The 14087-nt window shown below is 62.1% G+C and carries 11 protein-coding genes; 9 read left to right on the top strand and 2 right to left on the bottom strand.

Annotation, left to right across the window (positions count from 1 at the left end; translation table 11 throughout):
* The first annotated feature begins 83 nt into the window (after positions 1–83).
* From ACTJLA_RS14965 to ACTJLA_RS14975, 3 genes are all read left to right on the top strand, one after another.
* Positions 84–1175, top strand: coding sequence for an NADH:flavin oxidoreductase/NADH oxidase (locus ACTJLA_RS14965; protein WP_014718067.1), 1092 nt, complete (start codon positions 84–86; stop codon positions 1173–1175).
* 205 nt (positions 1176–1380) lie between these two features.
* Entirely contained in the window at positions 1381–3510 is a 2130-nt protein-coding gene (locus tag ACTJLA_RS14970; RefSeq protein WP_089042686.1) for a TonB-dependent siderophore receptor, read from the top strand.
* A 361-nt stretch (positions 3511–3871) separates the two neighbouring features.
* Positions 3872–4471, top strand: coding sequence for a hypothetical protein (locus ACTJLA_RS14975; protein WP_034126738.1), 600 nt, complete (start codon positions 3872–3874; stop codon positions 4469–4471).
* 7 nt (positions 4472–4478) lie between these two features.
* Here the strand turns inward: ACTJLA_RS14975 and ACTJLA_RS14980 are convergent, their stop codons facing one another.
* Entirely contained in the window at positions 4479–5201 is a 723-nt protein-coding gene (locus ACTJLA_RS14980) for a FadR/GntR family transcriptional regulator (protein ID WP_034126739.1), read from the bottom strand.
* Positions 5202–5249: 48 nt separating this feature from the next.
* Positions 5250–6986, bottom strand: coding sequence for an IlvD/Edd family dehydratase (locus ACTJLA_RS14985; protein WP_089042659.1), 1737 nt, complete (start codon positions 6984–6986; stop codon positions 5250–5252).
* A gap of 191 nt (positions 6987–7177) precedes the next feature.
* Between ACTJLA_RS14985 and ACTJLA_RS14990 the strand changes: the two genes are divergently transcribed.
* From ACTJLA_RS14990 to ACTJLA_RS15015, 6 genes are all read left to right on the top strand, one after another.
* The gene (locus ACTJLA_RS14990; RefSeq protein WP_032904118.1) at positions 7178–8500 is read left to right on the top strand and encodes an MFS transporter; all 1323 of its coding nucleotides are present in this window, start codon (positions 7178–7180) and stop codon (positions 8498–8500) included.
* 16 nt (positions 8501–8516) lie between these two features.
* Positions 8517–9509 carry an AraD1 family protein gene (gene araD1 / locus ACTJLA_RS14995; RefSeq protein ID WP_089042661.1) on the top strand — a complete coding sequence of 331 codons (993 nt, stop codon included), beginning with the start codon at positions 8517–8519 and terminating at the stop codon, positions 9507–9509.
* Between the two features lie 10 nt (positions 9510–9519).
* A complete protein-coding gene (locus tag ACTJLA_RS15000; RefSeq protein WP_314544414.1) occupies positions 9520–11100 on the top strand; it encodes an aldehyde dehydrogenase (NADP(+)) in 1581 nt (526 codons plus the stop codon).
* A gap of 16 nt (positions 11101–11116) precedes the next feature.
* Positions 11117–11980 (top strand): SMP-30/gluconolactonase/LRE family protein, encoded by an 864-nt coding sequence (locus ACTJLA_RS15005; protein ID WP_313044398.1) that lies wholly within the window; start codon positions 11117–11119, stop codon positions 11978–11980.
* A gap of 162 nt (positions 11981–12142) precedes the next feature.
* Entirely contained in the window at positions 12143–13147 is a 1005-nt protein-coding gene (locus ACTJLA_RS15010) for a substrate-binding domain-containing protein (RefSeq protein ID WP_057977070.1), read from the top strand.
* Positions 13144–14087: ATP-binding cassette domain-containing protein (locus ACTJLA_RS15015; protein ID WP_440841506.1), on the top strand; the 944-nt coding region annotated here is incomplete at its 3' end. The genes ACTJLA_RS15010 and ACTJLA_RS15015, both read left to right, overlap by 4 nt.

Genomic DNA, 14087 nt, shown 5'->3' on the forward strand with positions numbered 1-14087 from the left:
ATCATAACAGGGGGGTAGCGTTCAATACCATAGTTCGATTACCATCGAACTATCGAATCACTCATCCCTTCCTGGAGTTCTCAATGTCGGCCTTGTTCGAACCGTTCAAACTCAAAGATGTGACCTTGCGCAATCGCATTGCTATCCCACCGATGTGCCAATACATGGCCGAAGACGGCATGGTCAACGACTGGCACCACGTTCACCTGGCCGGCATGGCCCGTGGTGGTGCGGGCCTGCTGGTGGTCGAGGCCACCGCGGTCGCCCCTGAAGGGCGCATCACCCCAGGCTGCGCCGGGATCTGGAGCGATGCCCATGCCCAGGCATTTGTGCCCATGGTCAAGGCCATCAAGGCCGCAGGTTCGGTGCCGGGCATTCAGATCGCCCACGCCGGTCGCAAAGCCAGTGCCAATCGCCCCTGGGAAGGTGATGACCACATCCCGGCTTCTGATGCCCGTAGCTGGGAAACCATCGCCCCCTCTGCCATCGCGTTTGGTGCCAATTTGCCCAACGTACCGCGTGCCATGACCCTGGAAGACATTGCCCGCGTGCAGCAGGACTTCGTCGACGCGGCCCGCCGCGCTCGCGATGCCGGCTTTGAATGGATCGAACTGCACTTTGCCCACGGCTACCTGGGCCAGAGCTTTTTCTCTGAGCATTCCAACCAGCGTACCGATGCCTACGGTGGCAGCTTCGACAACCGCAGCCGCTTCCTCCTCGAAACCCTGGCTGCGGTGCGTGAAGTCTGGCCGGAAAACCTGCCGCTCACCGCCCGGTTCGGTGTGATCGAATACGACGGCCGTGATGAGCAGACCCTCACCGAGTCCATCGAACTGGCCCGCCGTTTCAAGGACGGTGGCCTGGACCTGCTGAGCGTCAGCGTCGGCTTTACCATTCCTGACACCAACATCCCATGGGGCCCGGCCTTCATGGGCCCGATTGCTGAGCGTGTACGCCGTGAAGCCGGTATTCCGGTGACCTCGGCCTGGGGCTTCGGCACGCCGCAACTGGCGCAAGGCGCGCTGCAGGCCGGGCACTTGGACCTGGTTTCGGTGGGGCGCGCACATTTGGCTGACCCGCACTGGGCCTACTTTGCCGCGAAGGAACTGGGCGTGGACAAGTCCTCCTGGACCTTGCCGGCGCCTTACGCGCATTGGCTGGAACGCTATCGCTGAGGTATGCCTGCGCGTTGCATGAGCCACTCGATTGAGTGGCTTTTTTTCGCCTGTGGTTTTTGCGTTACCCACTGGAGACACAGCAGGTACGTGAAAAATAACAAATGAGAACCGATATCAAACGAGAATGCCTTGATATATGATGCGCGGCGAATTCTTGGCAGGTTTGCCGTCCCATCTGGCTCATTCACTAGGTTTTACACCCATGCGTCGTACCCTGATTTCCATCTGTGTGCTCCAGGCGTTTTCCCCCTTCGCGTGGGCAGAGCAGGTGCCTGCCGAGAACACCAGTATCGAGCTGCAAGCGACCAATGTCACCGCCACCGCGGACCTTGAGTCGGCCCAAGGCCCCGTGCAGGGCTACCACGCCACACGCTCAGCCAGTGCGACGCGCACCGACACCGCCATTCATGAAACCCCGCAGTCCATCAGCGTAGTGTCCAAGGACGTGGTCGAAGACCTCGGTGCAACGCGCTTGCAGGATGCCCTCGATTACGCCGGCGGCGTCGGCCGTGCCAACAATTTTGGCGGCCAGGGCCTGACCACGTTTACCGTGCGCGGCTTCACCACCGGTGAGTTCTACCGCAACGGTTTCCCGATCAACCGCGGTTACCCGAACATGCCGGACGCCAACACCATCGAGCGTCTGGAAGTACTGCGCGGCCCCGCGACTATGCTCTACGGCCGTGGCGACCCAGGCGGCACCTTCAATGTGGTGTCCAAGCAACCGCTGGCCGAACGCACCGTCACCCTGGGCAGCCAGCTCAATGACCAGGGCATGAAGCGCGGCACCCTGGATGCCTCCGGCCCGCTGGACGAGGAAGGCCGCCTGGCCTATCGCCTGAACGTAGTGGGCGAGGGCGGCGACACCTTCCGCGATCACGTCGAGACGGAACGCTACGGCGTGACGCCGGTAATCACCTGGCAGGCCACCGATGACACCAAGGTGACCTTCGAAGGCGATTTCATGCGCAACAACCACCCGCTGGACCGTGGCCTGACGCGCTTCCCCAACCAGCGCGGCACGCCCTCGCGTGATACGTTCTGGGGCGACAAGGACGCCGGCAAGCTGCACAACGACAACAACATGGCGCAGTTGCGTTTCGAGCATGCACTGAGCGACAACTGGACCCTGGGCGGCGGTTTCCAGTGGTTGGACGGCAGTTTGAAAGGCAATGCCATCGAAGCCAACGGGCCGGGCAGCCTGGGCGCTGATGGCCGCACCCTGCAACGCAACTTCAACTACCGCAAGCTGGAATGGACCGACAAGGACTATCAGCTCAACCTGACCGGGCACTTCTCCACTGGGGGCTTCGATCACACCTTGCTCACCGGTATCGAGTACGAGGACTACGACTACAAGTCGATTATCCAGCGTTCCAGCGCCGCAGCGGGTACCTATCCCATTGACATCTTTGACCCGGTGTACGGTCAACCCCGTCCGGCACTGACCCGTACGCCGACCCACGACAAAGAAAACCTCAAGACCTACGCCGCTTTTGTACAGGACCAGGTTGCTCTCACTGAACGTCTGAAAGTACTGGCCGGTGCCCGATTCGAGCGTTTCGAGCATGACTACCAGAACTATGTTGGTAAAAGCTGGCAGGCCGCCGACAACGCCGTCACCCCACGCGTGGGTGTAATCTACGACCTCACCGACACCGTCGCGGTCTATGCCGACGCCGCCCGTTCGTTCAAGCCCAACACCGGCGCCAGCCGCGAAGGCGGTGGTTTTGCGCCGGAGAAAGGCAAGTCCTACGAGATGGGTATCAAGTGGGAGGCGCTGGATCGGCAGTTGAGCGTGGATGCGGCGATCTATCAGATCGAGAAGAAGAACGTGCTGACCACCGATCCCGTGGACAATACCTTCAGTGTCGCGGCCGGCCAGGTGCGCAGTCGGGGCTTCGACCTCAATGTGGCAGGCAACCTCACGCCCGAGTGGCGCGTGATCGGCGGTTACGCCTATGTAGATGCCGAAGTCACCCGTGATAACACGTTGCGCTCCGGCACGCGCTTGATGAACATCCCGCGCAACAGTTTCAGCCTGCTCAACGTCTACGAGTTCCAGGACGGCGCGCTCAAAGGCCTGGGCCTGGGCGCCGGCGGCAAGTACGTCGACCAACGTGCCGGCCAGACCGCCAATACGGCATTCTCCATGGACGCCTATACCGTGGTCGACCTGCTCGGCTACTACAAGGTCAATGAGCATGTGCGCTTGAACGTGGATGTGAAGAACCTGTTCAACCGCGATTATGAAGAAGGCGCGTTCGGCAATATCTACGCCTACCCCGGCGCACCGCGTACCGTGCAGGTGGGCATCGCCTACACCCTGTGATGAACAGCTGCGGTACCTCGCGGGGCCTGTGGCGAGAGAGATTGCTCCCGCAACGGCCCCTATCTACCTGACGCTACGCGTTCCAACTGTGGGAGCTGGCTTGCCTGCGAAGACGGCCTGCCAGCCGACACTTCTCTACCTGACACCCCACATTTGGAATGCGGCGCGTCAGGTGAATATGCGTCGGCTGGCAGGCCGTCGCGGGAGCAAGCTCCCTGGCCACTGGGGCCTGCATCAGCTTCACCTGTCAGGTTTGACAGTAGACACTGGCGGGCGATCGAGGGATGTTTGCTCGTAACGTGCCAGCGCAGCGGTCGGCGCTCATTGCTTTTCGAAGCCACGCTTAATAGGGATATTAAAAATGGAACGGGAACTGATCGAGAAAGCTGAAGACCTGATCAAAAAGACCAACGATGCCGAGCGTCTGTTCACCCGATACGCCACCAAGTGCTACACGTCAGCCTTGCAAAAATATGCCAAGGAGATCAGCGAAACCTCCTATACCTATCTGCTGGCCGAGCTGGCCGAAAGTTCGCTGAGTTCGGAAATTCTAGGCCGTCCAGGCGCCAATATCAGCCTGGTCAGGATCGAGATAGAGGAGGTCATGCTCGAAGCCGATGTGATCAAGAAATTGAAGCGGGCCGAAACCCATTACCTGGAAACCCTGGAATCGGTGCGCAAGTTCGAAGACCTTAAACGCTTCGAGAAAATGCAGGACACGTCCGATATCGTCCGCTCGATAAAACTCGGCGTGTCACGTTTCAATATCCTGTTTGTCATCTTGCTGATCGGTGGGTTGACCTGGGCGGCGATCAATCTGCCTAAAGAAGCCTTGGCGTTGATTTCCGCTGCGATCGGCGGCGCCATCACTCACTTGCTATCCGAGCGCCAGGCCGTGCTGGCGCTGAAAAAAGAGGGCGATAACACCTGCCCCAGGGCCAACAATAACAGTCAGGAATGACGCGGGCTCACAACGGCGTCAACACGTTCATCACCGTATCCAGCGCCACCCGCGTGTCATCCAGTTGCACCAGCGACGCATGCCGCGCACCCAGGGCATCGCGGTTCTGGATCGCCGTGAGGATCGCTTTGTGCCGAGGCAGACTCAGGCCCTGGATATCCGGACGGCGGTTGGTGATGTTGATCGACTCGCGCAACGGCAGCGAGAGCATGTTGCACATATAGGCGAGCAGGTCGTTGCGGGTGGCGTCGGCAATCGCGCGGTGGAAGTCCAGGTCGGCCTGTAACAGGTCCTCGTGGGTCTTGGCGGTTTCCATGCCTTGGTAGGCTTGTTCGATGGTGGCGATGTCTTCGTCTGTGGCGGTGGTCGCGGCCATGGCGGCGATTTCCGGTTCGAGAATGCGGCGCACCCCGGCCAGGGTGTTGAAAAACTCGCTGTGGGGCGTGGACTGCATCAACCAGGACAGCACGTCCGGGTCGAGCAGGTGCCATTTCAAGCGTGGCCGTACCACCGCGCCCACCCGTGGCTTGGAGTACACCAGGCCCTTGGCGCTGAGCACCCGCGTGGCTTCGCGCAATACCGAGCGGCTGACCTGGTATTCCTCGCACAGCGTGGCTTCCATGGGCAAGCGTTCTTCAGGCTTGAAGCGACCGGAAACGATGTGCATGCCCAAGTCCTGAACGATCTGGGCATGCTGGCTCTTGCGCGGCTTGGGCGGCTGGTGATCCATAACGACGGGGAGGCTCTGGCTTAGATTCGCCGCATCATAGCATCCCAATTAGTGGGAATGCCGTGGGACTTCTGCCCCGCGACAGCCCACCAGGAAGTCAAAGTCACAGCCTTGGTCGGCCTGCAGCACATGGTCGATATACAGCTGGCGATAGCCGCCGACGATTAGGTTCTGCGCGGGCGGCAGGTCGGCCATGCGCGCTGCCAGCTCGGCGTCTGGAATGTCCAGGTGCAGGCGGCCATTGGCGCAATCGAGTTCGATCCAGTCACCTTCCTTCACTGTCGCCAACGGCCCGCCAGCAGCGGCTTCCGGTGCCACGTGCAACACCACGGTGCCGTAGGCGGTGCCGCTCATGCGCGCATCGGAAATGCGCACCATGTCCGTCACGCCCTGGGCCAGCAGCTTGGCCGGCAGGCCCATGTTGCCGACTTCGGCCATGCCGGGGTAACCCTTGGGGCCGCAGTTCTTCATGACCAGGATCGAGTTGGCATCCACGTCCAGCTCCGGGTCGTTGATGCGTGCCTTGTACATGTCGAAGTTCTCGAACACCACGGCGCGGCCACGGTGTTGCATCAGTTCGGGGCTCGCTGCCGAAGGCTTGAGCACCGCGCCCAGGGGCGCGAGGTTGCCACGCAGCACGCAGATGCCGCCGTCGGCGCGGATCGGGTTGTCCAGCGTGCGGATCACTTCGTCCTGGCCGTAGATCGGCGCATCCTGGGTGTTCTCGCCCAGGGACTTGCCGTTGACCGTCAAGGCGTTGGGGTGGGGGATCAGATTGGCCTCACCCAGGCGACGCAGCACCGCGGGCAGGCCGCCGGCGTAGTAGAACTCTTCCATCAGAAAGCGTCCGGAGGGCTGCAGGTCGACGATGGTCGGCATACCGCGGCCGATGCGGGTCCAGTCATCCAGGTCGAGTTCGACGCCGATGCGCCCGGCGATGGCTTTCAAGTGGATCACGGCGTTGGTCGAGCCGCCGATGGCCGCGTTCACGCGGATAGCGTTTTCAAACGCCTCCTTGGTGAGGATCTTCGACAGCTTCAAGTCTTCACGCACCATCTCCACGGCGCGCATGCCCGACATGTGCGCCAATACATAGCGGCGTGCATCCACGGCCGGAATCGCCGCGTTGTGGGGCAGGGAAGTGCCCAGCGCCTCGGCCATGCAGGCCATGGTGGAGGCCGTGCCCATGGTGTTGCAGGTGCCCGCCGAACGCGACATGCCGCCCTCGGCCGCGAGGAAATCATCCAGGGTGATGGTGCCGGCCTTCACCTGTTCGCTGAGCTGCCACACTACCGTCCCCGAGCCGATGTCCTGGCCCTTGTGCTTGCCGTTGAGCATCGGCCCGCCAGTGACGACGATGGCCGGCACATCACAACTGGCCGCGCCCATCAGCAGCGCCGGGGTGGTCTTGTCGCAGCCGGTCAGCAGCACCACACCGTCAATCGGATTGCCGCGAATCGCTTCTTCCACATCCATGCTCGCCAGGTTGCGCGTGAGCATGGCGGTAGGGCGCAGGTTGGATTCGCCATTGGAAAACACCGGGAACTCCACCGGGAAGCCACCGGCCTCGATCACGCCACGCTTGACGTGCTCGGCGATCTGGCGGAAATGCGCGTTGCACGGCGTCAGCTCCGACCAGGTATTACAGATGCCGATGATCGGCTTGCCATGGAACTGATGGTCGGCAATGCCCTGGTTCTTCATCCAACTGCGGTACATGAAGCCGTTTTTGTCGGCGGTACCAAACCACTGGGCAGAGCGTAGGCCGGGCTTTTTGTCAGGCATGATCGATTCTCTTATTGTATGACTATATGTTCTATGCGTGCTTAAACATAAGCGCAAAATCGCCGCTTTGGAAGTGTTGTTTTGCAAATAGTCATACTATATAGTCGGTCTCAACTGAGGTATGGCCCTGGCGGATTTCGTCAGAGGCGTCCCCCGAGCTTCTATAAAAACAACAATCGGAGATCGACCCCATGAGCCAGGAACTGCGGCTTATTCGGCGCATCACGCTGAAACTGATTCCCTTCCTGATCCTGCTGTACCTGATCGCCTACGTGGACCGTTCCGCCGTGGGCTTCGCCAAGCTGCACATGGGCGCTGACGTGGGCATCGGTGACGCCGCCTATGGCCTCGGTGCCGGGTTGTTCTTCATTGGCTATTTCCTGTTCGAAATTCCCAGCAACCTGATGCTTGACCGCTTCGGCGCACGGCGCTGGTTTGCGCGCATCATGATCACCTGGGGCGCCATCACCATCGGCATGGCGTTCGTGCAGGGGGCGCACAGCTTCTATGTGATGCGTTTCCTGCTGGGCGCGGCGGAGGCGGGGTTCTTTCCCGGCGTGCTGTACTACATCACCCAGTGGTTCCCGGTGCGCCATCGCGGCAAGATCCTCGGGCTGTTCATCCTCTCCCAACCTATTGCAATGATGATCACCGGCCCGGTGTCCGGCGGTTTGCTCGGCATGGACGGCATCCTTGGCCTGCATGGCTGGCAGTGGCTGTTCATCGTGATCGGCACCCCGGCGATCCTGCTGACCTGGCCGGTGCTGCGATACCTGCCGGACGGCCCCCAGAAGGTCAACTGGATGAGCGAGGAAGAAAAAGCCTGGCTCACCGGCGAGCTGCACAAAGACTTGCAAGCCTACGGCCAGACGCGCCATGGCAACCCCTTGCATGCGCTCAAGGACAAGCGCGTGTTGTTGCTGGCGCTGTTCTACCTGCCGGTGACCCTGAGCATCTACGGCCTCGGTTTGTGGCTGCCGACCCTGATCAAGCAGTTTGGCGGCAGCGACCTTACCACCGGCTTCATCTCCGCCGTGCCCTATATCTTCGGCATCATCGGCCTGTTGATCATCCCGCGCAGTTCCGACCGTTTGAACGACCGTTACGGCCATCTCGCCGTGCTCTATGTGCTGGGCGCCATCGGCCTGTTCTGCAGCGCCTGGCTCACGGTGCCAGTGTTGCAAATGGCCGCGCTGTGCCTGGCGGCGTTTGCCATGTTTTCCTGCACCGCCGTGTTCTGGACCCTGCCGGGGCGCTTCTTTGCCGGCGCCAGTGCGGCGGCCGGTATTGCCTTGATCAACTCGGTGGGCAACCTCGGCGGCTATATCGGCCCGTTCGTGATCGGTGCGCTCAAGGAGTACACCGGCAACCTGGCCTCAGGCTTGTATTTCTTATCCGGTGTGATGGTGTTCGGATTGCTGCTGACCCTCGTGGTCTACCGCTTGTTGGAACGCAAGCACGTGCTGCCCGTCGACCAATTCGCCGCCAGCGCCCGTGGCGCCACACGCACTTAAATCCAGGAGAACCTGCATGCGTTTAGTTCAGTTCGAGTTGAGCAACGGTGAGCGCCGCGTCGGCGTGGTAGAAGGCAACCAGGTACGCGAAGTGCGCGGCGCCCACAGCGTGCGTGAACTCGCGCTGGCTGCCATCGATGTCGGCGGCAAGTTGCAGCAACAGGTAGAAGCCCTCGGCCTGGGCGTCAGCCATGACTACGCCGCCTTGTTGGCGGAACACAAAATCCTGCCGCCGTTGGACCATCCGGACCCGGCCCATATGCTGATCAGCGGCACTGGTCTCACCCACCTGGGCAGTGCCTCGGCCCGCGACAAGATGCACCAGCAGGCCGGCGACGACAGCGCGATGACCGACACCATGCGCATCTTCAAATGGGGCGTGGAGGGCGGCAAACCAGGCGCTGGCCAGGCCGGTGTGCAACCGGAGTGGTTCTACAAAGGCGATGGCAGCATCGTCGTGCGCCCGGGCCAGGCCTTCCCGGTGCCGCCGTTCGCCGAAGACGCCGGCGAAGAGCCGGAAATCGGCGGCCTCTATGTGATCGGGCATGACCGTAAACCCTATCGCCTGGGCTTTGCGGTGGGCAACGAGTTCTCCGACCATGTGATGGAGCGCAAGAACTACCTGTACCTGGCCCATTCCAAGCTGCGCAGTTGCAGCTATGGCCCGGAGTTGCGCGTGGGCGAACTGCCCGAGCATCTGGCGGGCACCAGCCGCATTCTGCGCAACGGCGAGGTCATCTGGCAGAACGAATTCCTCAGTGGCGAGGCCAATATGTGCCACAGCCTGGAAAACCTCGAATACCACCACTTCAAATACAGCCAGTTCCTCAAGCCGGGCGATGTGCACATTCACTTCTTCGGCACCGCCACCTTGTCATTCGCCGACGGTATACGTACCCAGCCGGGCGATGTGTTCGAGATCAGCCAGGCTGAATTCGGCGCGCCGTTGATCAACGGTATCGGCAGCAGCGATGCGGCATTTGAACCCGGCCAAGTCACCCCCCTTTAAGGAGATCAACATGACCCCGTTCCTCGGCCACAACTACATCGGCGGCCAGCGCAGCGCCAACGGCAGCATCAAGCTGCAAAGCATCGACGCTACCACCGGCGAAGCCTTGCCCCAGGATTTCTACCAGGCCACCGCCCAGGAAGTGGACGCCGCCGCCCGGGCCGCGGCCCAGGCGTACCCGGCCTATCGTGCCTTGAGCGCCGCACGGCGTGCGCAGTTCCTGGATGCGGTGGCCGATGAGCTGGACGCCTTGGGCGATGACTTCGTCGAACTGGTCTGCCGCGAAACCGCCTTGCCGGCCGCACGCATCAAAGGCGAACGCGGGCGCACCAGCGGCCAGATGCGCTTGTTCGCCACCGTGCTGCGCCGTGGTGACTTCTACGGCGCGCGTATCGACAAGGCCCTGCCAGAGCGCCAGCCGCTGCCGCGCCCGGACCTGCGCCAATACCGTATCGGCCTCGGCCCGGTGGCGGTGTTCGGCGCCAGCAACTTCCCCCTGGCATTTTCCACGGCTGGCGGCGACACCGCTGCCGCGCTGGCCGCCGGCTGCCCGGTGGTGTTCAAGGCCCACAGTGGGCACATGGCGACCGCCGAGCGCGTGGCCGATGCGATCATTCGTGCTGCCGAGGCCACCGAGATGCCGGCTGGCGTGTTCAATATGATCTTTGGCGGCGGCGTCGGTGAGGCGCTGGTCAAGCATCCGGCGATCCAGGCGGTAGGCTTTACCGGCTCGCTCAAAGGCGGCCGCGCCCTCTGCGACATGGCCGCGGCGCGCCCGCAACCGATCCCGGTATTTGCCGAGATGTCGAGCATCAACCCCGTGATCGTGCTGCCCCAGGCGCTGCAAGCCCGCGCTGAAAGCATTGCCCGTGACCTGACCGCGTCGGTGGTACAAGGCTGCGGCCAGTTCTGCACCAACCCAGGCCTGGTGATCGGTATCGCCTCGCCTGCGTTCACCGCGTTCACTCAGCAGGTCGCGCAATTGATTGGTGAACAACCGGCGCAAACCATGCTGAATGCCGGCACCCTGGGCAGCTACGGCAAGGGCCTGGAAAAACTCCGGTCTCACCCGGGCATCCAGCATCTGGCGGGCAGCGCGCAATCGGGCGATCAGGCGCAACCGCAACTGTTCAAGGCGGATGTACGTCTGTTGATTGACGGCGATGAAGTGCTCCAGGAAGAAGTCTTCGGCCCCACCACGGTGTTCGTCGAAGTGGCCGATCAGGCCCAACTCAGCGCCGCCCTGCAGGGGCTGCACGGGCAATTGACCGCCACGCTCATCGGCGAACCGACCGACCTGCACCAGTTCGCCGAACTCACGCCCCTGCTGGAACAGAAAGTCGGGCGCATCCTGCTCAACGGTTACCCCACTGGCGTGGAGGTGTGCGATTCCATGGTTCACGGCGGGCCGTACCCGGCGACTTCCGACGCCCGTGGCACCTCGGTCGGCACCTTGGCCATCGACCGTTTCCTGCGCCCGGTGTGCTTCCAGAACTACCCTGATAGCCTGCTGCCCGACGCGTTGAAAAACGCCAACCCTTTGCGTATTCAGCGCCTGGTAAATGGCACGTCATCGCGCGAATCGCTGTAACTGATCAGGAGGCTTCATGTCGTTGAGCGCAGTCACCCCGCACCGTGCCCGGTTGGGCGAAGGGCCGTTCTGGGATGTACCGACCCAGGCCCTGTATTGGGTGGATATCGCCGCCCGCCAGGCGCTGCGTCTGATGGGTGGGCAGTTGCAGGTGTGGCAATTGCCTGAGCACGTCTCGGCGTTCATCCCCTGTCAACGCGGTGATGCGCTGGTGACCTTGAGCAGCGGCGTATATCGCCTGGACCTGGCCACCGAAGCCTTGACCCTGCTGTGCGTAGTCGACCCGCAAACGGGCAACCGCGGCAATGAAGCACGCTGCGATGCCCAGGGCCGGCTGTGGTTGGGCACCATGCAGAACAACATCGGCGAGCAGGGCGAAGACCTGCCGATTACCCGGCGCTCCGGTGGCCTGTTTCGCATCGATGCCGATGCGCGGGTCACGCCGTTGCTGGCGGGCCTGGGCATTCCCAACACCCTGCTTTGGAACGAGGCGGGCAGCCAGGTGCATTTCGGCGACAGCATGGACGGTACGCTCTATCAGCATTCGATCCAGGCTGACGGCCAACTCGGCGCCGCCCAGGCCTGGTTCGGGCCGCACACACGCGGCGGGCCGGATGGCTCGGCCATGGACGCCGAAGGCTACATCTGGAACGCGCGCTGGGATGGCAGTTGCCTGCTGCGGCTAACGCCTTCAGGTGAGGTGGATCGCATCATCGAACTACCGGTTAGCCGTCCCACCAGTTGCGTGTTCGGTGGGCCCGAGCTCACCACGCTGTACATCACCAGCGCGGCGAGTCCCTTGGATCACCCCCTTGATGGCGCGGTATTGGCCATTGAGGTCGACGTGCCAGGCAAGCCCTGTCACCGCTTCGCCGGATAAACCAAACGCGCTGTTGTGGCGAGGGAGCTTGCTCCCGTTCGACNTGGAGCCGGCTTTTTTTGGGGGGCGCTGCGCACCCCAGCGGGAGCAAGCTCCCTCGCCACAACAGTACCCGTACACAAAACGAACATTGAAAAAAAACAACAACAAGGAGTCACCCCTATGAATCGTCGTCGTGGTTTGCGTTCCCTGTGCTGCGCCGCTGTGGCGGTCTCGGCCATGAGCTTGAGCGGCCTGTTGCTGGCCGCTGAAGAAGTGAAAATCGGTTTCTTGGTCAAGCAGGCCGAAGAGCCCTGGTTCCAGACGGAGTGGGCGTTTGCGGAAAAAGCCGCCCAGGACAAAGGCTTCAAACTCATCAAGATCGCGGTGCCGGACGGCGAGAAAACCCTCTCGGCCATCGACAGCCTGGCCGCCAACGGCGCCAAAGGCTTCGTGATCTGCCCGCCGGACGTGTCCCTGGGCCCGGCTATCGTTGCCAAGGCCAAGGTCAACGGTTTGAAAGTGATGGCCGTGGATGATCGCTTTGTCGATGCCAAGGGCAACTTCATGGAAGACGTGCCGTACCTGGGCATGGCCGCGTTTGAGGTAGGCCAGAAGCAGGGCGCCGCCATGGCCGCCGAAGCGAAAAAACGTGGTTGGGACTGGAAGGACACCTACGCGGTGATCAACACCTTCAACGAGCTCGACACCGGCAAGAAGCGCACCGACGGCTCGATCAAGTCGCTGGAAGAGGCTGGCATTCCTAAAGATCACATCCTCACCGCCCCGCTGAAAACCCTCGACGTGCCAGGCAGCATGGACGCCACCAACTCGGCACTGGTCAAGCTGCCGGGTAGCGCGAAGAACCTGATCATCGGCGGCATGAACGACAACACCGTGCTCGGCGGCGTGCGCGCCACCGAAAGTGCCGGTTTCGCCGCAGCCAATGTGATTGGTATCGGCATCAATGGCACCGACGCCATCGGCGAATTGAAGAAAGCCAACAGCGGCTTCTTCGGCTCGATGCTGCCCAGCCCGCACATTGAAGGCTACAAAACCGCTGAGATGATGTACGAGTGGGTTACCCAGGGCACCGAGCCGCCGAAATACACGGCCATGGACGAAGTGACGCTGATTACCCGTGAAAACTTCCAGGCGGAACTGACCAAGATCGGGCTGTGGAAATGACCGCTTCGGCCCTGCGGTTTGAAGGCATCGGCAAGACCTTTCCCGGGGTCAAGGCGCTGGATGGCATTTGCTTCACCGCCCACCCGGGGCAGGTGCACGCGCTGATGGGTGAGAACGGCGCCGGCAAGTCGACCCTGCTGAAAATCCTCGGCGGCGCCTACATTCCGTCCAGCGGTACGGTGCAGATCGGCGCGCAGACCATGGCCTTCAAATGCGCCGCCGACAGCATCGCCAGCGGTGTGGCGGTGATTCACCAGGAGCTGCACCTGGTGCCGGAAATGAGCGTGGCCGAGAACCTGTTCCTCGGGCATTTACCCACGCGCTTTGGCGTGGTCAACCGGAGCCTGCTGCGCAAGCAGGCCCTGGCCTGCCTCAAGGGGCTGGCCGATGAAATCGACCCCGACGAAAAACTCGGGCGCCTGTCCCTGGGCCAGCGCCAATTGGTGGAAATCGCCAAGGCGCTGTCCCGTGGCGCCCATGTGATCGCCTTTGACGAGCCGACCAGTAGCCTCTCGGCGCGGGAAATCGACCGCTTGATGGCCATCATCACGCGCCTGCGCGAGGAGGGCAAAGTAGTGCTCTACGTGTCGCACCGTATGGAAGAAGTGTTCCGTATCTGCGACGCAGTGACGGTCTTCAAGGACGGTCGCTACGTGCGTACGTTCGAGGACATGAACACGCTGACCCACGATCAACTGGTGACCTGCATGGTCGGTCGCGATATCCAGGATATCTACGATTACCGACCGCGTGAGCAGGGCGAAGTGGCGCTCAAGGTAGACGGCTTGCTCGGTCCTGGCCTGCGTGAACCGATCAGCTTTGAGGTGCGCAAGGGCGAGATCCTGGGCCTGTTCGGGCTGGTGGGCGCGGGGCGTACCGAGCTGTTTCGCCTGCTCAGTGGGTTGGAGCGCGCCAGTGCCGGCAGCCTGGAACTGTGCGG

This window comes from Pseudomonas sp. 22072, from assembly GCF_052046095.1.
GTDB lineage: Bacteria > Pseudomonadota > Gammaproteobacteria > Pseudomonadales > Pseudomonadaceae > Aquipseudomonas > Aquipseudomonas paracarnis.

Excerpts from the sequence above, each read along its gene's own strand:
- ACTJLA_RS15005 (WP_313044398.1), top strand. The coding sequence starts at position 11,117 with ATGTCGTTGAGCGCAGTCACCCCGCACCGTGCCCGGTTGGGCGAAGGG.
- ACTJLA_RS14975 (WP_034126738.1), top strand. The coding sequence starts at position 3,872 with ATGGAACGGGAACTGATCGAGAAAGCTGAAGACCTGATCAAAAAGACC.
- araD1 (WP_089042661.1), top strand. The coding sequence starts at position 8,517 with ATGCGTTTAGTTCAGTTCGAGTTGAGCAACGGTGAGCGCCGCGTCGGC.
- ACTJLA_RS15000 (WP_314544414.1), top strand. The coding sequence starts at position 9,520 with ATGACCCCGTTCCTCGGCCACAACTACATCGGCGGCCAGCGCAGCGCC.
- ACTJLA_RS15010 (WP_057977070.1), top strand. The coding sequence starts at position 12,143 with ATGAATCGTCGTCGTGGTTTGCGTTCCCTGTGCTGCGCCGCTGTGGCG.
- ACTJLA_RS14980 (WP_034126739.1), bottom strand. The coding sequence starts at position 5,201 with ATGGATCACCAGCCGCCCAAGCCGCGCAAGAGCCAGCATGCCCAGATC.
- ACTJLA_RS14965 (WP_014718067.1), top strand. The coding sequence starts at position 84 with ATGTCGGCCTTGTTCGAACCGTTCAAACTCAAAGATGTGACCTTGCGC.
- ACTJLA_RS14990 (WP_032904118.1), top strand. The coding sequence starts at position 7,178 with ATGAGCCAGGAACTGCGGCTTATTCGGCGCATCACGCTGAAACTGATT.
- ACTJLA_RS14970 (WP_089042686.1), top strand. The coding sequence starts at position 1,381 with ATGCGTCGTACCCTGATTTCCATCTGTGTGCTCCAGGCGTTTTCCCCC.
- ACTJLA_RS14985 (WP_089042659.1), bottom strand. The coding sequence starts at position 6,986 with ATGCCTGACAAAAAGCCCGGCCTACGCTCTGCCCAGTGGTTTGGTACC.